Source organism: Streptomyces coelicoflavus, from assembly GCF_045041415.1.
Taxonomy (GTDB): Bacteria; Actinomycetota; Actinomycetes; order Streptomycetales; family Streptomycetaceae; genus Streptomyces; species Streptomyces coelicoflavus.
On the sequence record NZ_CP108218.1, the window covers coordinates 7,233,329 to 7,254,420 of the forward strand.

Consider the following 21,092-nt stretch of genomic DNA (forward strand, 5'->3'; position numbering starts at 1 on the left):
CTGCTCCCTGGTTCACGGGACGGGACGGCTCGTACGGTAACTCTCGTAGTACGTCGAGTGTCAAACTACGGCGTCCTTCGTACAATGGGAACCCCGCCCGACCGGTGGGGCCCTCGACGAACTGGAGCCGCCGTGACCCCCGCCGCCACTGCCGCCGGCACCCGCGAGCTGCCCCACCCGACGCGTGCGGAGATCCGGCTCGAAGGGGTGCTGCACGCGCTCTCCGACCCGGTGCGGCTGCGGATCGTGCGGGACCTCGCCGCGGATGGCGGAGCGCTCTTCGCCTGCTCGTACTTCGACCTGCCGGTCACCAAGTCCACCACCACGTACCACTTCCGGGTGCTGCGCGAGAGCGGGGTGATCCGGCAGACCTACCGCGGTACGGCCAAGATGAACGGCCTGCGCAGGGACGATCTGGACGCCCTCTTCCCCGGGCTGCTCGACGCCCTGCTGGCCGCCGCGGCCCGGCAGGCGGCCGCCGTCGAGGGCGGCTGACGAGCGGGGGCGGCTGACCGACGGGGCGGGAGCCGCCTGCCCGGCGGGCCCGCTCCGCTGACAGGGTGCCGCGTCCGTTGAACGGAGCGTGTTCCGTTCGTATGGAATGTGATCATTCGGTTACGTTGCGTAGGTGCTGGAAGCATCCTTCGTTGATCGTTCTCTTCAGCTTTCCGACCGCTGTCCGGACGACGGTGAGATGTCCGTGCGCCATGCCTGGGCGGTGAGCGAGGGCGGCGTCACGACCTCGTGGTTCGACGTCCGTCTTGCCTTCGCCGACGGTGCCCGGGTGGACGCGCTGGCCGTGCTGTCCGGCCGCAGCGTGCGGGTCGAGGACGTGCGCGCCCAGCCGGCGCTGTCCCTCGACGACCTCGCCGTGCTCGCCGATTGGCTGGAGAACCCGCTGTTCGAGGCCTGTGTGCCGGCCCCCGCCCGTGGCGCGCCGGCCGCGTCGCGGCGGGCCCGGCCCGGGTGGCCGCGTGGGCGGGAGGGACGCAGGCTCGTCGCCCAGGAGTACCGGGCGGCCCGGGCGGAGGGCGGCGACCCGGTCCTCGCGGTGATGAGCGCGACCGGGCACAGCAGGCGCAGGTCGCTCAGGCTGATCGGTCAGGCGCGTGACGAGGGATTCCTGGCGCCGCGCCGGGCGCGCCGCTGAGACGCGTCCGCGGGTCCGCGTCGCCGCCCGGCCGCCGCCGCGTCACAGCATCGCGCGCATCCGTGAGATCTCGCTCGTCTGCTGGGCGACCACGTCGTCGGCCATCTCCTCGATCAGCACGTTGTTCCCTTCGGACTTCACGTCCGTGGCCATGCTGATCGCGCCCTCGTGGTGAGTGATCATCAGGGTGAGGAAGAGCTGGTCGAAGGCCTTGCCCTCGGCCGCGCGCAGCTTCTTCAGCTGTGCCTCGGTGGCCATGCCCGGCATCGTGGCGTGGTCGTGCCCGCCGCCCGTCACCTTCTCGCCGTTGGTCTCGAGCCAGCCCTCCATCGCCTTGATCTCCGGCCCCTGTGCGGCCGAGATCCGCTCGGCCAGCTTCTTGACCTGCCCCGACCGGGCCTGCTTGGGGACCAGTTCGGTCATCTCCAGTGCCTGGGCGTGGTGCTGGATCATCATGCGCGCGTAGGAGACGTCCGCCGAGTTGGGGGAGTCGTCGTCGGCGCGCTGCTTCTCGGCGTCCTCGGCGGACAGGGTCCGGTTGCCCTCGCCCGGCTTGCCGGGGGCGATCACCGAAGGCCCGGCGGCGGCCGCCCGGCCGGTGTCCGAACCCGAGTCGCAGGCCCCCAGTGCGAGCACGGCCAGTGCCGTCATGGCGGCCGTGACGAGCGGCGCGCTGGACAACCCGGGGCGAAGGGACACTACGACCTCCTGTGGCTGGGGGCGCACCCCCGGCGGAGGGATGCGGAACACCTCGTGGGTGCGACGACCGTCCTAGCACGCTTCCGCGCGTCAGTGATCAGAAAACTTCATTGCGTGTTTGTTGCCCCCTGTTGATATGAGCATGGCGACGACGATACTGCCGGAAGCGTGAACCGTTCCAACCGGAACGGACGTTGGGAGGAAACAGTGACCCTGTTGAACGACCCGCGAGCGCGGCGCAGACGGCTGGGGGTGGCGGCCGCGGCCGCCGGACTCCTGGCCGCCCTGCTGACCGCAGGCCCGGCCGTCGCCACCCCCGACCCCGGGGACACTCCGGCCACGTCGAAGGACGTGTCCAAGAGCGCACGCGCGGAGGTGCGCGAGGCCATCCAGAACGACGAGATACCCGGCCAGGACGAGGCAGTCCACTCCGACAACATCGAGCACCTGGCCAACATCCCCAAGGACGCGCTGTCCGGCTTCAACTCCGACCTGGCCTTCCAGGGCCGGTACGCCTTCGCCGGCAACTACGACGGCTTCCGCATCTTCGACATCAAGAACCCGAAGAAGCCGAAGACCGTCGCCCAGGTGCTGTGTCCCGGCTCGCAGAACGACATATCCGTCTCCGGCGACCTGCTCTTCCTGTCGACCGACTCCTCGCGCAGCGACAGCAGTTGCAACAGCACCACGCAGCCCGCGACCGAGAAGTCCTCCTGGGAGGGCATGAAGGTCTTCGACATCAGCGACAAGCGGAACCCGACGTACGTCGCCGCCGTCGAGACCGCCTGCGGCTCGCACACCCACACGCTGGTGCCCGAGCGCAGGAACGTCTACGTCTATGTCTCCTCGTACTCGCCGAACGCCGCCTACCCCGACTGCCAACCGCCGCACGACGGGATCTCCGTGATCAAGGTGCCGCGCAAGGCACCCGAGCGGGCGGCCCTCGTGGGCTTCCCCGTGCTCTTCCCCGGTGAGGGCCCCGACGGCGGCGGCAACCCGGGCGGACCCACCAACCCGGGCGTCTCCAAGACCACCGGCTGCCACGACATCACCGTCCTGCCCTCCGAGGACCTGGCGGCCGGCGCCTGCATGGGCGACGGCATCCTGTTCTCCATCAAGGACCCCGAGCACCCGAAGGTCATCGACCGCGTGCAGGACAACGTGAACTTCGCGTTCTGGCACTCGGCGACCTTCAACCAGAGGGCGAACAAGGTCGTGTTCACCGACGAGCTGGGCGGTGGCGGCGCCGCCACGTGCAACGCGGAGATCGGCCCGGACCGCGGCGCCGACGGCATCTACGACATCGTCGGCCGGGGCGACCACCGCAAGCTGGTCTTCCGCAGCTACTTCAAGATCCCGCGCCACCAGGCGGACACCGAGAACTGCGTCGCCCACAACGGTTCGCTGATCCCGGTCAAGGGCAAGGACATCATGGTCCAGGCCTGGTACCAGGGCGGTGTCTCCGTCTGGGAGTTCACCGACTCCTCGCGGCCCAGGGAGATCGCCTACTTCGAGCGGGGTCCGCTGAGCACCGACACGATGCAGACCGGCGGTTCGTGGTCGGCGTACTACTACAACGGCTACATCTACTCGAACGACATCGCCAAGGGCTTCGACGTCCTCAAGCTCAGCGACCGGCGCACCGACCCAGCCAAGCGGGTCCATCTGCGGGAGCTCAACACGCAGACGCAGCCGGACTACTTCGACTGAGCGGTCCGGCCGGTCCGGTCGGCCCGGTCGGCGCGGACCGGCTGATCCGGTACGCCGGTCGCGAAGAACCGCGACAGGTCCGGGTCGCACGACGTCCCGCCGGACGCCTCGGCGTCCGGCGGGACACCCAGCTCCCAGTCCAACCGGTAGCGTTCGAACAGCTCGGCGCGCAGTTCGGGCACCGGCATCGGCACGCCGGGCACGAGAGCCGCGAAGACGGCGCCCATCAGCTGGGCGCGCAACATCGGGTAGTCGTGGTCGACGTCCGTCGAACCGCGCCGGGCCACGCTGTCCCGCAGCAGCTCCGCCAGCCGCCGCTGCTCCGGACACGGCACGAAACCCACCTCGGCCTGGAGCAGTCCCGCCATGTGCTGGCGCATGAGCACCGGCCGCTCCCGGGCCAGTCCGAGGATCGCGTCGATGGCCCGCGCCAGACGCTCACGCCCGTCGCTGGTGCACGGCTCGCGCTCCAGGGCCTCCTCCAGGGTGCGGTGCATCAACCGGTGCACGGCGGACTGCACCAGCTGGCGCTTGCCGGGGAAGTAGTACGACACGAGTCCGCGCGCCGAGCCCGCCCGGTCCGCGATGTCGCCCAGCGTGGTCGCGTCGTACCCGCGCTCGCCCACGAGCTCCACGGCGGCCTGCAGGAGACGCTCCTTCGAGCGCCGCCGCAATTCTTCATTGACCGAGGCGCTGCGCGGGGACATGCTGTACTCCTGCGTTGACTGGCTACCAGCCAACTATACTCGGCGCAGGCGGACGGGCCCCCGGGGTCCGCTCCGGCTACCGTCTGCCTCGGGCGACACGGGGGATCGTCCGAGGCGGACGGCATCACTCACCGGTTGCCTCGGGCTACGGGGACGGGTTGCCGTGAAGGTGTGCGCAGTTCGTGTCGGCGCCGGTCAGCGCACGAGGTCCAGCACCGGTCGCAGCCCGTCGGGACGCTCGGCCACCGGCAGGTGCTCCACGAAGTGCACCCCGCACCCCAGCGCCTTCGCCCCGCCGTCCGCCCGCCGGTCGTCGCCGACCATCAGCGTCCGTCCGGGCTCCACGCCCAACGCCGCGCAGGCGACGCCGAACAGCCGGGGATCGGGTTTGCGGATGCCGTGCTCGTACGACAGGACATAGGTGTCCACGAACCGGTCGAGACCGTGCTCGCGGAAGACCGGCCGCAGGTCCCAGCCGATGTTGCTGACGACCCCCACGGCGACGCCGCGCCCGCGCAACGCGGCCAGCACCTCGGCGGCGTCCGGGTAGGGGCTCCACGCGCCGGGTGACATGTGCCGCTCGTACAGCGCGTCGTGGAGGCCGGGAACCGGCAGTGACACCTGCCGGGACAGACCCGTGTACGCGGTCCGGTGCAGCGCGGAGCTCTCGTCGCGGGTCTCCCACACCTCGGCGAGTTCCTCCGGCACGCGCAAGGGCGGTGCGCCGCCGGGCAGCGCCCCCGCTCGCTCGAGCGCACCGGCCGTCTCGGCCAACGCCGGTGCGGCAAGCTCGAGTCCGGCGTCGTCGAGGGCCGCGCGGAGCCAGGCCTCGGTGGATTCGATGCGGAACAGGGTCCCGGAGAAGTCGAACAGCACGGCGGTCATGGGCCGGATCCTAGGTCCCGTCATCGGGGCTCGCGGGATGCCGGTGCCGGTGCACCAGTACCGCGAGCGCCACGACCAGGGCGCCCAGGAGCCAGCCGCCCAGGACGTCCGTGGCCCAGTGGACGCCGAGCCACACCCGGGTCACACCGACCCCGGCCACCGACACCACCGCGAGGGCGAGGCCGGCCCGGCGCAGAGCGCGGCCCGCGCCGTAGTGGTGCAGCAGCCACACCAGCAGGCCGCACACGAACGTCGCGGTCATGGCGTGCCCGGAGGGGAAGGCCGCGTAGTGCGCGGAGTCCACGGGGTCGGGCCAGACCGGGCGGGGACGGTCCACCGCCGCCTTGAGGGCCTGTTGCAGGAGGCTGCCCAGCAGACAGGCCGTGCCCAGCCACACGGCCGTCCACCGGTCCGCGCGGCGCCACCACAGCCACAGCACCACCGCCGCGCACAGCAGACGCATCGTCCAGGTGTCCCACACCCAGTCGGTGAGGATCCGCATGGCATGGGTGACGCCACCTTCGTCGACGGCCCAGCGGTGGGTCGTGCCGGCGATGTCGTCGTCCAGCCGCAGCAACGGGCCCCACTCCACGGCCACCAGGGTGAGCAGGAGCGCGGAGCACACGGCCAGCACCCAGGTGACGCGGAGGGCGGTGCGCGGCTGCGGCGGGGCGGGCGGGGAGTCGACCGGTGGCGTCTGCATGCTGCGATACTCGCCGAACCGGCGGTTCCGGGGCCAGTTCCCCGGCGGCCGGCTATCCCAGAGCCCGAAGTCCCGGTGCGAAGGCGACCAGCACCGGCACCGCCGGTACCAGTGCGGCGGCGGCCGTCAGCCGCAGCCTCCGGCCCGCCGTCAGCCGGTTCGGCGGGGTGAGCAGACGATGGACCCGCTGCGGGACGTGGGCCTGCGCGGCCGGACACGGGCCGAAGACGCCGCGGTCCTCGTTGAGTTCGACCAGGGCCAGGGCCGTCGTCAGCCGGCCGAAGCGGCGGGAGGCCACGTCGTCGGCGGCGAGTTCGACCAGCCGGTGCATCTCGTCGCGGAACGCCGCGAAGACCGGAACCTGCGGGAAACCGTCCGCCAGCGCGGTGGAGCAGTTCAGCAGCCAGTCGTGCCGCGCCTGCGCGTGCCCCTTCTCATGGGCGAGCACCGCGTCGAGCTGCCGGCCCTCGAGGCGGCGCAGCGCCGCGGTGGTGACCACCAGCTGCGGGGGAGTGCCGGGCAGCCACCAGGCGTCCGGCCGCTCGCCCTCCAGGACGACGAGCCGGCCCGGGCCGGGCTCCTCGCCGGGGAGCAGCGGGGCGCGGTGCCTCAGCTCCGCGCGGCGCACCCGGCGCCGCGAGCGGGCCCGCACGACCTCCCGGGCCAGCATCGCGACGCTCCACAGACCGCCGCAGGCCAGCGTGAGGGCGGTCGTGTCCGCCCAGAGGCCGGACGTGCCCAGCGCGTAGGCCTCGACCACCGGGCCGGGCGCGGTCGCGAAGACGGGACCGCCCACCGCGTGCCAGGCCGCCGCCGCGCTGAACGTCATCGACAGCGCGCAGCACACGATCACCGCCGCCACCGCGCACTGCCAGACCCACAGCGCGACCACCGGTTCGCGATCGGGCCAGTCGGCCCGGGCGAGCAGCCTGGGGGCGAGCACGGCGGTCAGCGCGCCGAGCAGCAGCAGTGCCGCGGGGAGAATCATGGCAGCAGCCTATGAGCGCCGCGCCGTCGGCAGTACGGCCCGAGGCGCAAAGTGACGCAGGCAACGATTGCGCACGGCCAACCCCGGGCAACCCGGGTCCCGGGCCCGCCCAGACCGGCCGGGTCCCAGGGCGGCCGGGTCCTCGGTGACCGGGTCCCGGCCGGCAGCCGTCACAGGGGCAGCAGCATGGCCAGCATCCCGATCGCCATGGAGAGCCGGCACGCCCGCGCCAGTTCCGGCCGGTCGCCCCACCCGCTCGCCACCCGGCCGCCGGCCCCCGGACCACCGCCGGGCGCGGGCACGGTCGCCCCACCCGCGCCGCCCCCGGCCACTGCCACGACGGGTATCAGGCGTACGCCGGACAGCAGGACGTATCCCGTGAAGTAGAGCAGCAGCGCACCGGTCAGCACCGGCGTGCCGGACGTGCCGTGGGCATGCGCGTGGGCCGGGGAGCCGGCCATCGCCACCGCCATGTAGACCATCGCCGCGGCGCCCACGAGGTGGTGCAGATGGTGACGCCCGGACCGGGCCGCCCACAACGCCCGCAGTCCCGCGGCGCCGAACACCACCGCGTAGCCGGGCCAGACCCAGGCCGGCGGGGTGAACACCGCCGCGGGCACGGCCATGGCCGCCATGCCGAACCCCATGAGCGCCTCACCGCCCGCGGCACTGCGCTGTTCCTCGACCCTGCTGCGCATCCGCAGCAGGCAGTAGACGCCGGTCGCCGTGCACAGCGCGACCAGCAGCCATCCGGACGACGCCGGTCCGTGCACACGCACCTCCCCGTTCCGCGGGCCACGGTCGGTCAAGGACTGCCCGGCCCGTGCGGCGCGCACGCGAGCGCAAGGGGGCACGCGGGGGCATTCGGGGGAGCGCGCGACCTCGCCGCGGTGTGTCGTCGCTGGTCGGTGGCGTGGGCGGTCTCACGTCCAGCATTTGATTCACGAGTAAAACACTTGCTAATCTCGTAGACATGAGCAGTGCGACCCCCACCCCCGGCCCCTCACCGGTCCGACGCCTGTCCCTGGCAGGCGTGCTGCGCCTGCGCCGACCCTCGGAGATCTGGTTCAAGCCCGCCCTGAGTTCGGTCGCCGCCGTCGCCCCTCCCAACCTGCTCCTGCTGGCGTTCGGCCGGCTCGACCTGGCGATGTACACGATGGCCGGGTCCCTGTGCGCGCTCTACGCCCACAACCGCCCGTACGCCGCCCGTGCCCGCACCTTGGCGTGGGTGGTACTCGGCATGCTCGGCGGCGTCGCCGTCGCCCTGGTCACCGCCTCGCTCACCCGCGACGCCGTCGTCCTCGTCACCGTCGGAGCGCTGCTGGCCGCCGTGCAGAAGGCCCTGTGCGACGCCGGCCGCGTCGGCCCGCCGGGCAACGTGATCCTGACCTTCATCAGCTCCGCCGCACTCTTCGCCCCGCAGACCCTCGCCCAGATCCCCGGGCACCTGGCGCTGGCCGCCGCCGCGGGCGTCTGGGCCTGGCTGGTCGGCATGGCACCCGCCCTGGTCCGCCCGCACGGACCGGAACGCCGGGCCACCGCCCAGGCCCTCAACGCCGCCGCCGCGTACGCCGCCACCCGCGGCACCGGCGACGGCCACGCCTCCGCCCGCGCCGCCGGGTACGCCGCCGTACAGGCCGCCTGGCAGACGCTGCTGTCCCTCCCCGCGACCGGCGCCCGCGCCGCCACCCGGCATGCCCTGGAACGCCTCGTCGTCCGCGCCGAGGTCGCGCTGGCCGCACCCGCCGACACCGACCCCGAGCGCCTGCGCGCCTGGGCCCGCGCCCTGCGCGGCGGCGGCCGGATCCCCCGCACCGGCGACGCCCCGGCCGACGGCGACGAACTCCTCGGCGTGGACGCCGAACTCGCCGCCCGCCCCGCGCCCCTGTGGCGGCGGCTCGGCCCGCTGGCCCCGATCGCCGTGCGTACCGGCCTCGGCTGCGCGCTGGCCGGCTACGCGTCCCTCGCCCTGGGCATCGGCCGCCCCTACTGGGCCCTGGTCACCGCCGCCGCGCTCTACCAGGCCAACCTCACCCTGACCTGGAGCCGGGCCGTGCAGCGCGTGGTCGGCAACCTCGCCGGCGTGCTGCTCTTCGCCGCCATAGCCCCGCTCGCCCACCTGGCGCAGGTGCTGCTCGTCCTGTGCTGCCTCGCCCTCAACTTCGGCGCCGAGGCACTCATCACCCGCAACTACTGGCTCGGCAGCGTCTGCGTGACCCCGATGGCCCTGCTCGTCACCGAGTTCGCCGGCTACCAGGCCCCCGGCGACCTGATGACCGAGCGGGCCGTGGACACCCTCGTCGGGGCCCTGGTCGGCTTCCTCGCCGCCGTCGTCGTCACCAACCGGCGGGCCGGGAACCGCGTCGAACAGGCGGTGACCGCGGCCGACCGGGCCCGGGAGCGGGCCGCGCGCCTCCTCGCGGAGCCCGCGCCCGCCCCCGGCGACCTGGAAGCCGCCCGGCGGTCCCTGTCCGCCGCGCTGACCGACCTGCGGGCCACCGCCGACGCGGCGGCCGGTGAATGGTGGGGACGCGCGCTGCCCCAGGAGAGGGTCGTGCTGGCCGAGCAGTCCGGACACCGTACGCTCGCCGAGGCGGTGCGACGCCAGGCAGCGCGTCCGGACCGGGACACGGGCACGAGAACGGAGGACGTACGGCCATGACCGCAACCGACGGGGGAGCCCACGACGGGGGAGCCGGTGACGGCGGGGCGGCGGGACCGGGCGGGGACACCGTGGCCGCCGTCGTACGCCAGTGGCGTGCCGTCCGCCCGGACCTCGACACCGGGCCGATGGAGATCATCGGCCGCATCAACCGCTGCGCCGCCCTCCTGCAGCAGGCCGAGGACGCGCCGCTGCGCCGGGCGGGCCTCAGCCGCGCCGAGTTCGACCTGCTCGGTGCGCTGCGCCGCACCGGGCACGAGCTGACACCGGGCGAGCTGGCCAGGGAGACCTTCTCCTCCGGAGCCGCCGTCACCAAGCGCCTCAAGCAGCTCACCGAGCGCGGCCTCGTCGAGCGGCGCGGCGACACCCGGGACCGCCGGGTCGCCCACCTCCGCCTCACGGACACCGGACGCGACCTCGTCGACGGCATCCTGCCGGAACAGCTCGCCTACGAGTCCGCCGTCCTCTCCGGCGTCGACGGGGTGCGGCAGGGCGAGCTGGCGGCGCTCCTCGGCGGACTCCTCGGCCAGCTGGAGGGCCGCCTGGACGCGCTGCGGGCCTGAACGGCCGCCGCCCGGTGGGCGTGCTCCCGGCGGCCTCCCCGCGCGCCGTCCGGGTCAGCGTTCGTCGCCCGCCCGGTACACGCCGAACATCGCGCCCTGCGGGTCCCGGAGCACCGCGATGCGCGGTCCGTCGGGCACCGAGGTCGGTTCCATGAGCACGCTGCCGCCGCCGTCGGTCGTGTCGACCGCGACGGTGTTCACGTCCGCCACCGCGAAGTACGGCAGCCAGTGCGCCGGCACCTCGTGCGGGAACTTGTCGTCCATCGTCACCATGCCGCCGAAGTCCGCCCCGCCGATGCCCCACTGCGGATAGCTCTGCGAGGGGGTGATGCTCCAGCCGAACACCGTCTCGTAGAAGTCGGCTGCCCGGTCGGGCTCCCGGGTCAGCAGCTCCACCCAGCCCAGTGAGCCGGGCGCGTTGAACAGCCCGGCCCCGGGGAACGAGCGGCCCTGCCACAGCTGGAAGACCGCCCCGGTCGGATCGGCGGCCACCGCGAAGCGGCCCGAGTCGAAGACGTCCGTCGGTCCCTGGAGGGCCGCACCGCCGGCCGCCGTCACCTGCCGTACGGCCGCGTCCGCGTCGCGCACGGCGAAGGACACGTTCCACGCGACCGGCTGACCCGGCTGGTACAGCGGCGTCAGGGCGGCGACCGCCGCGTCGCCGATCCGGGCGATCGTGTAGCCGCCCGCCTGCTGCCGGGGGTCCGTCCGCGGGTACCAGCCGAACAGCTTGGTGTAGAACCGCTTGGCCGCTTCCAGTTCGGTGGTCCCCAGCTCCGCCCAGCAGGGCCCGCCGGGCACCGGTTCATGGAGCTTCATCGTCGTGGCGTCCTTCCGCGGTGGCCGGGAACCGTCCGTCCCCCTCCAGCACGCTAAGGCCGGGCCGGGACCGCGGCCATCCGGCGCCCGCGCACACCGGTCGCGGTACGTCCCGCGCAGCTCAGATGCCCGGCCGGTAGCGCAGCGGATGCTCCGCGGGCACCTCCACCAGCACGATCCGGGTGCCGTCCGGGTCCGCGATCCACATCTCCACCAGGCCCCACGGCTCCTCGACCGGCGGCCGCACGATCTCGACCCCCTTGGCGCGCAGTTCCTCGTGCGCCGCCGCCGCGTCCTCGACCTGGAGCCACAGGGCGAGACCGGGGGTGACGGGTGCCGCGGAACGTCCGGAGACCTCCAGGAAGCCGCCGCCGAGGAAGTAGACGGTGCCCCGCTCCGGGCCCGTGCCGAACTCCCGGTGGACGGCGAGGCCGAGCTGCTCGCCGTAGAAGGCGCGGGAACGGTCGGGGTCGGTGGGGCGGAGCAGGGTCCGGCTGCCGAGTACGTGCACCATGCGTCCCGAGCGTAGTGGCGGCCGCCGGCGGCGTTACGCTCATCGGTGCCCGCGCCGCGCCCGAGAACGAACCGGAGACGCCCCCATGGACACCGCCGACAGCCCACTGACCTACCGCGACGCCACCGACGCCGACGTGGACGCGCTCGTCGCGCTCATAGAGTCCGCGTACCGGGGAGACTCCAGCCGGGCCGGGTGGACCACGGAGGCAGACATCCTCCAGGGGCAGCGCACCGACCCGCAGGGCGTGCTGGAGGTCGTCAAGGCGCCGGACAGCCGCCTGCTGACGGTGGAGCGGGACGGCGGGATCGTGGCCTGCTGCCAGCTCGAGCACCGCGGGGCGCACGCCTACTTCGGGATGTTCGCCGTCAGCCCGGCGCTCCAGGGCGAGGGACTGGGCAAGACGATCATCGCGGAGGCCGAGCGGCAGGCCCGCGAGACCTGGGGCGCCACGGAGATGCACATGACCGTGATCTCCGTGCGGGAGGACCTCATCGCCTGGTACGAGCGCCGCGGCTACCGCCGTACGGGAGAGACGACCCCCTTCCCGTACGGCGACGAGCGCTTCGGCATCCCGCAGCGCGACGACCTCCGGTTCGAGCTGCTGGTCAAGCCGCTGGCGTGACGCGGGAACGGCACGCCCGGCCCGCCCGGGCCGGTCAGGCCGTGAAGCGGCCGGTGCGTTTGATCTCCGGATAGTCGGTCGTCGCGCCGTCCAGGCCCAGGGCGCGTACCAGGCGCAGGTGGTCCTGGGTGTTCACGGTCCAGGAGAAGACCCGCAGACCCGCCTTGCGGGCCTTCTTCACGATCTCCAGCGTGATCCTGTTGATGTCGAGGCACAGGGTCCGGGCGCCCGCCTCCACGGCGCGGTCCACGACCTCGGGGCCGTAGTACTGCGCGACCAGGGCGGTCCGCACCCCCGGCACGAGCCGGGCGATCTCGACGATGGCCTCGTCGTGGAACGAGATCACCTCGACCCGGTCCACCAGGTCCCGGCGGAGCATCACCTCGGCGAGGACGCGTGCGGCGGCCGCGTCCTTGATCTCGGCCTGCAACGGCACCGAGACGGCGTCCAGCACCTCCTCGAAGACCGGGATCCGCTCCCCGCGCCCGGCGTCCAGGGCGCGCAGCTCCTCGATGGTCTTGTCGGCGATCGCGCCGGTGCCGTCGGTGGTGCGGTCCACGTCGGCGTCGTGCATGACGACGAGCGCGCCGTCCTTGCTCAGATGCAGGTCCAGTTCGACGACGTCGAGGCCGGCCTGCTCGGCGGCGACGAAGGAGCGCAGGGTGTTCTCGGGTTCGACACCCATCGCTCCGCGGTGACCGATGGTGAGGAAGTTCAAGGCTCGACTCGCTTCCGTCGACGTCGGCGTGGGCAGGGCGGCAGCCTAGCGGCCCTGCCGGACCGTTTCCCCCGTGCCGCGCCGGGTATACGAACCCGGCGCTCGACAGGAAAAAATGCGGCGAAGTCCGGGGTCAGGCAGGATAATTTACGGAGCCTCCCCTTGATTGGAGAAACGTCGTATGTCTACGGTGGCGTCACGCTAGCTTCTCCCGTGGAGGATGGGACATGACGGAAATTCTTGCGCAGGTGGGTGTGGAGGGCGATGTTCCTCCGGCGAACAGGGTGGTTGAGCACCCGGCGTGGCCCGTGCTCAAGGATGCCGTGGAGCGGATCCGGCCATGGCAGTCCCAGGACGGGTCGATCGACTTCGACGCCGAGGGCGCCCCGGATCGGGCCGCGGCCGTGGACGCCGTACGCCGTGTCACCGGCGCCGTGCGCGAGCTGTCCCCGCTGCTGCCGCACGACCGTGCCTACCACGAGGCCCTGGTGACCGATCTCGGCCGCTGGTCCGACGGCGGGTTCCAGGTGCCCGACTTCCTCGACTCGCTGCTGGCCTTCCAGCCCGCCGCGAACCGCGCGGACGGCCTCCAGCACCTGGTTGTCTTCCCGATGTACACGCAGAACGGCAACCCGGACCGCAACCTCGAAGCGGTCGTGCTGCGCATGGTCTGGCCCGACTGGCTGGCCGAACTGGAGCGCACCCGCTACGACAACCCGCTGTTCTGCGGCATCACCTTCGAGGACTTCACGGCCGGCTACGACACCAACTCGGCCGTCCTCTTCCCGGAGACCATCGCCGTGCGCGAGGCCCCCGAGCGCTTCTCCTGGGGCGGCATCTTCTGCGACCGCGAGGCCGCCCGCTTCCGCCGCGTCACCGAGGCCGCCGTGGACCTGCTGGGTCTGGAGCTGCCCGAGGACGTCGCCGCCATGGTCCACGACCAGAAGCGCTGCGAAGAGGCGTTCGTGCTGTGGGACATGGTCCACGACCGCACCCACAGCCATGGCGACCTGCCCTTCGACCCGTTCATGATCAAGCAGCGCCAGCCGTTCTGGATGTACGGCCTGGAGGAGCTGCGCTGCGACCTCACCGCGTTCAGGGAGGCCGTGAAGCTGGAGGCGGACGGCGTCTCGCAGGCCCGCGACGTGCAGTACGCGGTGCTCTTCGACCGCATGTTCCGCTTCCCGGTCACCGGCGAGCGCGTGCGCAACTACGACGGCCTCGGCGGCCAGCTCCTCTTCGCCTACCTGCACAAGCACGACGTCGTCCGCTGGACCGACAACAAGCTCTTCATCGACTGGCAGCGCGCCCCGCAGGTCACCAACCAGCTGTGCGCCGAGATCGAGAAGCTCTACCGCGACGGCATCGACCGCCCGAAGATCGTGCACTGGTTCGCCGGCTACGAGCTGGTCTCCACCTACCTGTCCCCGCACCCGGGCTCGAAGTGGGCCAAGGGCCCCGACGCCCTGGACCTGACCCTGCCGCCGCGCAAACTCGTCGACGACGTGCTTCCGGACGAGTTTCCGCTGAGCATGTTCTACGAGGCCCTGTCCAAGAAGCTGAAGAAGGTGATCGCCTCCACCCGCGGCATCACCGCGGCCACGGACGGCGCCGAACGGGCCGCCGCGTGAGCGACGGCGGCGGCACGCGGGAAGATGTACGGCAGACACAGGCTCAGCAGGCTCGGGAGGCGAGGACCATGGGGAACGGGGCGCTCGACGGCGCGGTGATCGCGGTGGCAGGAGCGGGCGGACCCGCCGGACGGGCCGCGCTGCTGCGGCTCGCCGAGGCGGGTGCGACCGTCGTCGGCGCGGACAACGACCCGGAGCGGCTGGCCGAGGCGGTCGACGCGGCGCGCTACGCGCACGGCGGCGCCACCGTCACCGGCGAGACCGTCGACCTGCTCGACCTGGACTCCACCCGGGCCTGGGCCGACCGCACCGAGAAGGAGTTCGGCCACGTCGACGGCATGGTCCACCTCGTGGGCGGCTGGCGCGGCAGCAAGACCTTCACCAAGACCGAGCTCGGCGACTGGGACCTCCTGGAGAAGCTGCTCGTCCGCACCGTGCAGCACACCTCCCTCGCCTTCCACGAGGCGCTCCAGCGCAGCGACCGCGGCCGCTACGTCCTGATCAGCGCCGCCGGCGCGTCCAGCCCCACCGCGGGCAACGCCGCCTACTCGGCCGCCAAGGCCGCCGCCGAGGCGTGGACGCTGGCCATGGCGGACTACTTCCGCAAGGCGGGGGGCGAGCAGGGACCGACGTCGGCGGCTGCGATCCTGGTGGTCAAGGCGTTGGTGCACGACGCGATGCGCGCCGAGCGCCCCAACGCGAAGTTCGCGGGCTTCACGGACGTGCGTGACCTCGCCGAGGCCGTCGCCGGTGTCTGGGACAAGCCCGCCGCGGAAGTGAACGGAAACCGCCTGTGGCTGACCGAGAAGCCGTGAACCCCCCGAAGACCGACGCGCGTCGTCATCACGACCCCGAGGTCCGCGGTTTCGCCAGTGACAACTACGCCGGGGCCCACCCGGAGGTGCTCGCCGCCCTGGCGCTGGCCAACGGCGGTCACCAGGTCGCGTACGGCGAGGACGACTACACCGAGAACCTCCAGCGCGTGGTCCGCAGCCACTTCGGCTCCGGCGCCGAGGCGTTCCCGGTCTTCAACGGCACCGGCGCCAACGTCGTCGCGCTCCAGGCGGTCACCGACCGCTGGGGCGCGGTGATCTGCGCCGACAGCGCGCACATCAACGTCGACGAGGGCGGCGCCCCCGAGCGCATGGGCGGCCTGAAGCTGCTCACCGTTCCCACCCCGGACGGCAAGCTCACGCCCGACCTGATCGACCGGCAGGCGTACGGCTGGGACGACGAGCACCGGGCCATGCCGCAGGTCGTGTCGATCACCCAGAGCACCGAGCTGGGCACCCTCTACACGCCCGACGAGATCCGCGCCGTCTGCGAGCACGCCCACGCGCACGGCATGAGGGTGCACCTGGACGGCTCCCGGATAGCCAACGCCGCCGCCTCGCTGGACGTGCCCATGCGCACGTTCACCAACGCGGTCGGCGTCGACCTGCTCTCGCTGGGCGGCACCAAGAACGGCGCCCTGTTCGGCGAGGCGGTCGTGGTGCTGAACCAGGACGCGGTGCGGCACATGAAGCACCTGCGCAAGCTGTCCATGCAGCTCGCCTCCAAGATGCGCTTCGTGTCCGTGCAGCTGGAGGCGCTGCTGGCCAAGGACCTGTGGCTGCGCAACGCCCGGCACTCCAACGAGATGGCCCAGCGCCTGGCCGAGGGCGTGCGCGCCGTGCACGGCGTGGAGATCCTCTACCCGGTGCAGGCCAACGCGGTCTTCGCCCGGCTGCCGCACGAGGTGAGCGAGCGCCTGCAGAAGCGGTTCCGCTTCTACTTCTGGGACGAGTCCGCCGGTGACGTGCGCTGGATGTGCGCGTTCGACACCACCGAGGACGACGTCGACGCGTTCGTGGCCGCCCTCAAGGAGGAGATGGCGCGCTGACGGGAGCACCGCACGGAGCATCTCCCGGAATTGCATAGGTATGCGGTCACCTGAAAAGTCATTGACTGACGGGTGATCGCTTTCCTATGCTCTGCGGGCATGGAGCCGATCCAGACAACCCCTGACCTGTCCGCCTATCTGGCAGCCGACGAGGCTATCGACCACGACCACCCGCGCGTACGGGAGACGGCCGGCCTGCTCGCCAAGGAGGCGGCGGATTCGTATGACTATGCGCGGCTGGCCTTCGACTTCGTGCGTGACACCATCCCGCACTCGCAGGACTCCGGGGACCCGCGCGTCACCTGGCGGGCCTCCGACGTGCTGGAGCAGCGCACCGGCATCTGCTACGCCAAGGCCCACGCGCTGGCCGCGCTGCTGCGGGCCGAGGACATCCCCACCGCGCTGTGCTACCAGCGGTTCGACGTGGTGCACGGACTGGTCGCCGTACGCCTGGACGGCGCCTGGCACCGGCAGGATCCGCGCGGCAACAAGCCCGGCGTGAACGCGCGGTTCTCCCTCGGGCGGGAGCGACTGGCCTTCACGCCGGACCACGCGGCGGGGGAGGCGGACTACCCGGAGCTGTACGCGGCGCCGCATCCGAAGGTGCTGGACGTGCTCAAGGCGGCCACCGACCGCCCGCACCTGTGGCAGACCCTCCCCACCGCGCTCTGAACGCCCGGCTCAGTGCGCCTGGGCCGTGCGCAGCTGCTCGGGCGTCGGGGCCGTGCCGCCGAGGTGGGCCGGCATCCACCAGGTGTCGTCGGCCCCCTTGGGGCGCACCGGGTAGGCACGCTGCGCCGCTTCCAGCAGCTCCTGCACCCGCTCGCGCAGCCGCCGGGTGATCGCGCCCGCGTACTGCTCGCGGGAGGCCTCCATGGCCTCGCCGACCCGGATGGTGATCGGGGTGTGGCTGCGCTTGAAGTTGCGCGGGTGGCCCTTGGTCCACAGCCGCTGGGTGCCCCACAGTGCCATCGGGATCAGCGGGACGCCCGCCTCCTGCGCCAGGCGCGCGGCACCCGACTTGAAGCTCTTCAGCGTGAACGACTCGGAGATCGTCGCCTCCGGGAAGACCCCGACGATCTCGCCGGACTTCAGCGAGTCGAGGGCGTGTGCGTACGCCGCCTCGCCCTGCTTGCGGTCGACCGGGATGTGCTTCATGTTGCGCATCAGCGGGCCGGAAACCCGGTGCCGGAAGACCGACTCCTTCGCCATGAAGCGCACCAGTCGCTTCTGGGGCAGCGCCGCCAGGCCGTCGAAGATGAAGTCCAGGTAGCTGATGTGGTTGCTCACCAGTACGGCGCCGCCCGAGCGCGGGATGTTCTCCGAACCCTGGCAGTCGATCTTGAGGTCCCACACCTTGAACAGGGTGCGGGCGAGACCGATGGCCGGGCGGTAGGCGAGTTCTGCCATGGGCGGGTCGGACCCTTCCTTGTCGGCCTGGGAAGGGGGCTCCCAGTCGAAAGTTACGCAGCCGTAGGTTTTCGGCTTGTCGCCGATCGTGCCCCAAGAACGGCCGGTGTACCAGCCTTGGTGCCCGTGTGAGGGGAGATCCTCATCACTCACCCGGCCGTTTGGTGGCCGAAACGCGACGGTCGGCGGGAATCCTGGCCGCCTCCGGGGCGCTGCACCTTCGGAGGACCGGATCGGCGGCGCGCGGGTACGCGCGTCCAGGAGAGCCGCGATGGCGGCGGAACGGGAGCGCACTGGTGGGCGAGCAGGACGACGGCAGGCGGTCCGGGACCGGCACCCCGCGACTGGACGCGGCCGCCCTCGGCGCCGAACTCGGGGCCCGCGCCACGCTCGTGCAGTTCTCCAGCGCCTTCTGCGCGCCCTGCCGGGCCACCCGGCGGGTGCTGGGCGAGGTGGCCGGCATGGTCCCCGGCGTCGCCCACGTCGAGATCGACGCCGAGGCCCGCCTGGAACTGGTCCGCGCCCTCGACGTGCTCAAGACCCCCACCGTGCTCGTACTGGACGCCGGCGGCCGCGTCGTACGGCGTGCCGTCGGGCAGCCGCGCACGGCGGACGTGATCGCCGCGCTCGGCGAGGCGGTGTGACAAGCGCCACCCGAGCGGTGAGGTCTTCTCCACAGCTCCGAGATCCCGGGACGTAATTGACTGTGTGTGCCACCCGTCGTCAGCCCGCCCCCGTGCCCCGCTCCGAGGTCCCGGGACCGAGGCGCAACGCAGAAGGACCACCCCGTATGACGGTCACACCCGGCCTCGCCTCGCCGCGGCCCGCCACCGACGACCTGCTGCGGTCCGTCTTCCGGCGGCATGCGGCGGGCGTCGCCGTGATCACCGCGAGGGGTCCCGGCGGGCCGGTCGGTTTCACGGCCACGTCCCTCACCTCCGTCTCCGCCCGCCCGCCGCTGCTCTCCTTCGGCATCGGCACCGGCTCGTCGAGCTGGCCCGCGGTGTCGGAGGCGCAGTACGTCGGCGTCCACGTGCTCGGCGAGCACCAGCGGGAGCTGGCGGCCACCTTCGCCCGCAGCGGCGCCGACCGCTTCGCCGCGCCCACCGCCTGGCGGGAGGGGCCCGAGGGGGTGCCCGTGCTGGACGGCGTGCTCGCCTGGCTCGTGTGCCGGGTGGCCGGCCGGGTGCCCGCGGGGGACCATCGGATCGTGCTGGCGGAGGTCCTCCTCGGCGACCCCGCCGGAGCCGGTGAGCCGCTGCTGTACCACCAGGGGCGTTACCGGGGGCTGCGCGACTGACCGGTCAGCGGGACGGCTTCTGCGGAGGCGTCGAGTTCCGGTTACGCTGCGTTGCGAAGGTCACAGTTCAAAGCGCTTGCTTAGCGGGAAAGAACTGGGTGTACTGACGAGTAATATTCCGGGCGGAGCGCAGGTCGCCCCGACCGGGATCGGCCGCTTGGGGCGCCTATGCTGCCTGCAAGAGGCAGCACTGAAATGTCGACGCAGTAGGAGAGCCGGCGTGAGCTTGAGGATCGTTGTCACTGTGAAGTACGTGCCCGACGCCACTGGCGACCGGCACTTCGCCGATGACCTGACCGTCGACCGGGACGACGTGGACGGTCTGCTCTCCGAGCTGGACGAGTACGCGGTCGAGCAGGCGCTGCAGATCTCCGAGAATTCCGACGACGACGTCGAGGTCACCGTCCTGACGGTGGGCCCCGAGGACGCCAAGGACGCGCTGCGCAAGGCGCTGTCCATGGGCGCGGACAAGGCGATCCACGTCGAGGACGACGACCTGCACGGCACCGACGCCATCGGCACCTCCCTGGTGCTGGCCAAGGCGGTCGAGAAGGCCGGTTACGACCTGGTCGTCTCCGGCATGGCCTCCACCGACGGCACCATGGGCGTCGTCCCCGCGCTGCTCGCCGAGCGCCTGGGCGTGCCGCAGGTGACGCTGCTGTCCGAGGTGTCGGTCGAGGGCGGCACGGTCAAGGGCCGCCGCGACGGCGACTCCGCCACGGAGCAGCTGGAGGCCTCCCTGCCGGCGGTCGTGTCGGTCACCGACCAGTCGGGTGAGGCGCGTTACCCGTCCTTCAAGGGCATCATGGCGGCGAAGAAGAAGCCGGTGGAGTCCTGGGACCTCTCCGACCTCGAGATCGACGAGGACGAGGTCGGCCTGGAGAACGCCTACACGGTCGTCGAGTCGGCCGCCGAGCGTCCGGCGCGCTCCGCGGGCACGATCGTCAAGGACGAGGGCGAGGGCGGCAAGCAGCTCGCCGAGTTCCTCGCGGGCCAGAAGTTCATCTGAGGCCCTGCCGCCCTTACCGCCCCTCATCTTTCGCAAGCAGGAGAGAAGAAGTCCCATGGCTGAAGTTCTCGTCTACGTCGATCACGTGGACGGTGCCGTCCGCAAGCCGACCCTGGAGCTGCTGACGCTGGCCCGCCGTGTCGGCGAGCCCGTCGCCGTCGCGCTGGGCAACGGTGCCGGTGACACCGCCGCCGCCCTCGCCGAGCACGGCGCGGTGAAGGTCCTCACCCACGAGGCCGCCGAGTACGCCGACTACCTGGTCGTGCCGAAGGTCGACGCCCTCCAGGCCGCCGTCGCCGCCGTGTCCCCGGCCGCCGTGCTGGTCCCGTCCTCCGCCGAGGGCAAGGAGATCGCCGCCCGCCTGGCGCTGCGCCTGGGCTCCGGCGTCATCACCGACGCCGTCGACCTGGAGGCCGGCGACGAGGGCCCGGTGGCCACCCAGTCGGTGTTCGCCGCCGCCTTCACCACCAAGTCCCGTGTCTCCAAGGGCACCCCGGTCATCACGGTCAAGCCGAACTCGGCCGCCGTGGAGCCCGCCCCGGCCGCCGGTGCGGTCGAGGCCCTGTCCGTCACCTTCTCCGCCGCCGCGACCGGCACCAAGGTCACCTCGCGCACGCCGCGCGAGTCGACCGGCCGTCCGGAGCTGACCGAGGCCGCGATCGTCGTCTCCGGCGGCCGCGGCGTCAACGGCGCGGAGAACTTCGCGATCATCGAGGCGCTCGCCGACTCCCTCGGTGCGGCCGTCGGTGCCTCGCGTGCCGCGGTGGACGCGGGCTGGTACCCGCACACCAACCAGGTCGGCCAGACCGGCAAGTCCGTCTCCCCGCAGCTGTACATCGCCTCCGGCATCTCGGGCGCGATCCAGCACCGCGCGGGCATGCAGACCTCGAAGACGATCGTGGCGATCAACAAGGACGCCGAGGCCCCGATCTTCGAGCTGGTCGACTACGGCGTCGTCGGCGACCTCTTCGACGTGGTCCCGCAGCTCACCGACGAGGTCAAGACCCGCAAGGGCTGATCCTCCCCGCCGCACCGCACACCGAGGCCCCCGGTGACGTCCACGGACGTCGCGGGGGCCTCGGTGCGCGCGCAGGATGGTGTTGACCGGCGAGAGACC

24 protein-coding genes are annotated in these 21,092 nt (G+C 72.3%); 14 read left to right on the plus strand and 10 right to left on the minus strand.

The window, feature by feature from the left end; translation table 11 throughout:
- Positions 1-132 precede the first annotated feature (132 nt).
- Both OHA99_RS32555 and OHA99_RS32560 read left to right on the plus strand, forming a co-directional pair.
- Complete coding sequence (locus tag OHA99_RS32555; protein ID WP_153181027.1) at positions 133-495, plus strand: helix-turn-helix transcriptional regulator; 363 nt, start codon at positions 133-135, stop codon at positions 493-495.
- A 199-nt stretch (positions 496-694) separates the two neighbouring features.
- A complete protein-coding gene (locus OHA99_RS32560; protein ID WP_153181028.1) occupies positions 695-1,150 on the plus strand; it encodes a DUF6214 family protein in 456 nt (151 codons plus the stop codon).
- 42 nt (positions 1,151-1,192) lie between these two features.
- On the opposite strand, the gene OHA99_RS32565 is transcribed toward OHA99_RS32560, so the two are convergent.
- Complete coding sequence (locus tag OHA99_RS32565) at positions 1,193-1,849, minus strand: DUF305 domain-containing protein (protein ID WP_153181029.1); 657 nt, start codon at positions 1,847-1,849, stop codon at positions 1,193-1,195.
- A 207-nt stretch (positions 1,850-2,056) separates the two neighbouring features.
- Between OHA99_RS32565 and OHA99_RS32570 the strand changes: the two genes are divergently transcribed.
- Positions 2,057-3,559 (plus strand): LVIVD repeat-containing protein, encoded by a 1,503-nt coding sequence (locus OHA99_RS32570; RefSeq protein ID WP_405698510.1) that lies wholly within the window; start codon positions 2,057-2,059, stop codon positions 3,557-3,559.
- Here OHA99_RS32570 and OHA99_RS32575 read toward each other — a convergent pair.
- The 5 genes from OHA99_RS32575 to OHA99_RS32595 all read right to left on the minus strand — a co-directional run bounded on the left by OHA99_RS32575 (position 3,547) and on the right by OHA99_RS32595 (position 7,615).
- Positions 3,547-4,266 carry a TetR/AcrR family transcriptional regulator gene (locus tag OHA99_RS32575; protein ID WP_405698511.1) on the minus strand — a complete coding sequence of 240 codons (720 nt, stop codon included), beginning with the start codon at positions 4,264-4,266 and terminating at the stop codon, positions 3,547-3,549. The genes OHA99_RS32570 and OHA99_RS32575 overlap by 13 nt on opposite strands.
- Positions 4,267-4,461: 195 nt before the next feature.
- Positions 4,462-5,151, minus strand: a complete 690-nt coding sequence (locus tag OHA99_RS32580) for an HAD family hydrolase (protein WP_153181032.1) — start codon at positions 5,149-5,151, stop codon at positions 4,462-4,464.
- Positions 5,152-5,161: 10 nt separating this feature from the next.
- Complete coding sequence (locus OHA99_RS32585; RefSeq protein ID WP_153181033.1) at positions 5,162-5,854, minus strand: phosphatase PAP2 family protein; 693 nt, start codon at positions 5,852-5,854, stop codon at positions 5,162-5,164.
- Between the two features lie 52 nt (positions 5,855-5,906).
- A complete protein-coding gene (locus OHA99_RS32590; RefSeq protein ID WP_282879812.1) occupies positions 5,907-6,842 on the minus strand; it encodes a M56 family metallopeptidase in 936 nt (311 codons plus the stop codon).
- A 170-nt stretch (positions 6,843-7,012) separates the two neighbouring features.
- A complete protein-coding gene (locus OHA99_RS32595) occupies positions 7,013-7,615 on the minus strand; it encodes a DUF5134 domain-containing protein (RefSeq protein WP_405698512.1) in 603 nt (200 codons plus the stop codon).
- 200 nt (positions 7,616-7,815) lie between these two features.
- Between OHA99_RS32595 and OHA99_RS32600 the strand changes: the two genes are divergently transcribed.
- The gene (locus OHA99_RS32600; protein ID WP_405698513.1) at positions 7,816-9,504 is read left to right on the plus strand and encodes an FUSC family protein; all 1,689 of its coding nucleotides are present in this window, start codon (positions 7,816-7,818) and stop codon (positions 9,502-9,504) included.
- A complete protein-coding gene (locus OHA99_RS32605; RefSeq protein WP_153181037.1) occupies positions 9,501-10,067 on the plus strand; it encodes a MarR family winged helix-turn-helix transcriptional regulator in 567 nt (188 codons plus the stop codon). Before OHA99_RS32600 ends, OHA99_RS32605 begins: the two co-directional genes overlap by 4 nt.
- Positions 10,068-10,121: 54 nt before the next feature.
- Here the strand turns inward: OHA99_RS32605 and OHA99_RS32610 are convergent, their stop codons facing one another.
- Both OHA99_RS32610 and OHA99_RS32615 read right to left on the minus strand, forming a co-directional pair.
- Positions 10,122-10,886 (minus strand): VOC family protein, encoded by a 765-nt coding sequence (locus OHA99_RS32610; protein ID WP_405698514.1) that lies wholly within the window; start codon positions 10,884-10,886, stop codon positions 10,122-10,124.
- Between the two features lie 121 nt (positions 10,887-11,007).
- Entirely contained in the window at positions 11,008-11,400 is a 393-nt protein-coding gene (locus tag OHA99_RS32615) for a VOC family protein (protein ID WP_164385690.1), read from the minus strand.
- Between the two features lie 85 nt (positions 11,401-11,485).
- Here OHA99_RS32615 and OHA99_RS32620 point away from each other — a divergent pair, with 85 nt between their 5' ends.
- Positions 11,486-12,025, plus strand: a complete 540-nt coding sequence (locus OHA99_RS32620; RefSeq protein WP_153181039.1) for a GNAT family N-acetyltransferase — start codon at positions 11,486-11,488, stop codon at positions 12,023-12,025.
- A gap of 34 nt (positions 12,026-12,059) precedes the next feature.
- Here the strand turns inward: OHA99_RS32620 and OHA99_RS32625 are convergent, their stop codons facing one another.
- Positions 12,060-12,743, minus strand: coding sequence for a glycerophosphodiester phosphodiesterase family protein (locus OHA99_RS32625; RefSeq protein WP_042825687.1), 684 nt, complete (start codon positions 12,741-12,743; stop codon positions 12,060-12,062).
- Between the two features lie 227 nt (positions 12,744-12,970).
- On the opposite strand from OHA99_RS32625, the gene OHA99_RS32630 reads away from it, so the two are divergent.
- The 4 genes from OHA99_RS32630 (at position 12,971) to OHA99_RS32645 (ending at position 16,928) form a co-directional block, all read left to right on the plus strand.
- Entirely contained in the window at positions 12,971-14,374 is a 1,404-nt protein-coding gene (locus OHA99_RS32630) for a DUF6421 family protein (protein WP_405698515.1), read from the plus strand.
- 68 nt (positions 14,375-14,442) lie between these two features.
- Positions 14,443-15,189, plus strand: coding sequence for an SDR family NAD(P)-dependent oxidoreductase (locus OHA99_RS32635; RefSeq protein WP_164248151.1), 747 nt, complete (start codon positions 14,443-14,445; stop codon positions 15,187-15,189).
- On the plus strand, positions 15,186-16,256 hold the full coding sequence (locus tag OHA99_RS32640; RefSeq protein WP_366472823.1) for a low specificity L-threonine aldolase: 1,071 nt from the start codon (positions 15,186-15,188) through the stop codon (positions 16,254-16,256). The genes OHA99_RS32635 and OHA99_RS32640 overlap by 4 nt, the downstream gene beginning before the upstream one ends.
- Before the next feature lie 99 nt (positions 16,257-16,355).
- The gene (locus tag OHA99_RS32645; protein ID WP_366472824.1) at positions 16,356-16,928 is read left to right on the plus strand and encodes a transglutaminase domain-containing protein; all 573 of its coding nucleotides are present in this window, start codon (positions 16,356-16,358) and stop codon (positions 16,926-16,928) included.
- A 9-nt stretch (positions 16,929-16,937) separates the two neighbouring features.
- On the opposite strand, the gene OHA99_RS32650 is transcribed toward OHA99_RS32645, so the two are convergent.
- On the minus strand, positions 16,938-17,666 hold the full coding sequence (locus OHA99_RS32650) for a 1-acyl-sn-glycerol-3-phosphate acyltransferase (RefSeq protein ID WP_007446911.1): 729 nt from the start codon (positions 17,664-17,666) through the stop codon (positions 16,938-16,940).
- A 293-nt stretch (positions 17,667-17,959) separates the two neighbouring features.
- Here OHA99_RS32650 and OHA99_RS32655 point away from each other — a divergent pair, with 293 nt between their 5' ends.
- The 4 genes from OHA99_RS32655 (at position 17,960) to OHA99_RS32670 (ending at position 20,993) form a co-directional block, all read left to right on the plus strand.
- Positions 17,960-18,310: a thioredoxin family protein gene (locus tag OHA99_RS32655; protein ID WP_207629476.1), complete on the plus strand. Its 351-nt coding sequence runs from the start codon at positions 17,960-17,962 to the stop codon at positions 18,308-18,310.
- Between the two features lie 146 nt (positions 18,311-18,456).
- Entirely contained in the window at positions 18,457-18,966 is a 510-nt protein-coding gene (locus OHA99_RS32660; RefSeq protein WP_366472825.1) for a flavin reductase family protein, read from the plus strand.
- A gap of 220 nt (positions 18,967-19,186) precedes the next feature.
- Positions 19,187-19,975 (plus strand): electron transfer flavoprotein subunit beta/FixA family protein, encoded by a 789-nt coding sequence (locus OHA99_RS32665; protein ID WP_007446884.1) that lies wholly within the window; start codon positions 19,187-19,189, stop codon positions 19,973-19,975.
- A 55-nt stretch (positions 19,976-20,030) separates the two neighbouring features.
- Positions 20,031-20,993 (plus strand): electron transfer flavoprotein subunit alpha/FixB family protein, encoded by a 963-nt coding sequence (locus tag OHA99_RS32670; protein WP_164385694.1) that lies wholly within the window; start codon positions 20,031-20,033, stop codon positions 20,991-20,993.
- Positions 20,994-21,092 lie beyond the last annotated feature (99 nt).

Bases quoted from the DNA above. Each gene is read 5' to 3' on its own strand.
- OHA99_RS32560 (WP_153181028.1), top strand. From the start codon at position 695: ATGTCCGTGCGCCATGCCTGGGCGGTGAGCGAGGGCGGCGTCACGACC.
- OHA99_RS32575 (WP_405698511.1), bottom strand. From the start codon at position 4,266: ATGTCCCCGCGCAGCGCCTCGGTCAATGAAGAATTGCGGCGGCGCTCG.
- OHA99_RS32580 (WP_153181032.1), bottom strand. From the start codon at position 5,151: ATGACCGCCGTGCTGTTCGACTTCTCCGGGACCCTGTTCCGCATCGAA.
- OHA99_RS32585 (WP_153181033.1), bottom strand. From the start codon at position 5,854: ATGCAGACGCCACCGGTCGACTCCCCGCCCGCCCCGCCGCAGCCGCGC.
- OHA99_RS32590 (WP_282879812.1), bottom strand. From the start codon at position 6,842: ATGATTCTCCCCGCGGCACTGCTGCTGCTCGGCGCGCTGACCGCCGTG.
- OHA99_RS32600 (WP_405698513.1), top strand. From the start codon at position 7,816: ATGAGCAGTGCGACCCCCACCCCCGGCCCCTCACCGGTCCGACGCCTG.
- OHA99_RS32605 (WP_153181037.1), top strand. From the start codon at position 9,501: ATGACCGCAACCGACGGGGGAGCCCACGACGGGGGAGCCGGTGACGGC.
- OHA99_RS32610 (WP_405698514.1), bottom strand. From the start codon at position 10,886: ATGAAGCTCCATGAACCGGTGCCCGGCGGGCCCTGCTGGGCGGAGCTG.
- OHA99_RS32615 (WP_164385690.1), bottom strand. From the start codon at position 11,400: ATGGTGCACGTACTCGGCAGCCGGACCCTGCTCCGCCCCACCGACCCC.
- OHA99_RS32620 (WP_153181039.1), top strand. From the start codon at position 11,486: ATGGACACCGCCGACAGCCCACTGACCTACCGCGACGCCACCGACGCC.
- OHA99_RS32630 (WP_405698515.1), top strand. From the start codon at position 12,971: ATGACGGAAATTCTTGCGCAGGTGGGTGTGGAGGGCGATGTTCCTCCG.
- OHA99_RS32635 (WP_164248151.1), top strand. From the start codon at position 14,443: ATGGGGAACGGGGCGCTCGACGGCGCGGTGATCGCGGTGGCAGGAGCG.
- OHA99_RS32645 (WP_366472824.1), top strand. From the start codon at position 16,356: ATGGAGCCGATCCAGACAACCCCTGACCTGTCCGCCTATCTGGCAGCC.
- OHA99_RS32650 (WP_007446911.1), bottom strand. From the start codon at position 17,666: ATGGCAGAACTCGCCTACCGCCCGGCCATCGGTCTCGCCCGCACCCTG.
- OHA99_RS32660 (WP_366472825.1), top strand. From the start codon at position 18,457: ATGACGGTCACACCCGGCCTCGCCTCGCCGCGGCCCGCCACCGACGAC.
- OHA99_RS32670 (WP_164385694.1), top strand. From the start codon at position 20,031: ATGGCTGAAGTTCTCGTCTACGTCGATCACGTGGACGGTGCCGTCCGC.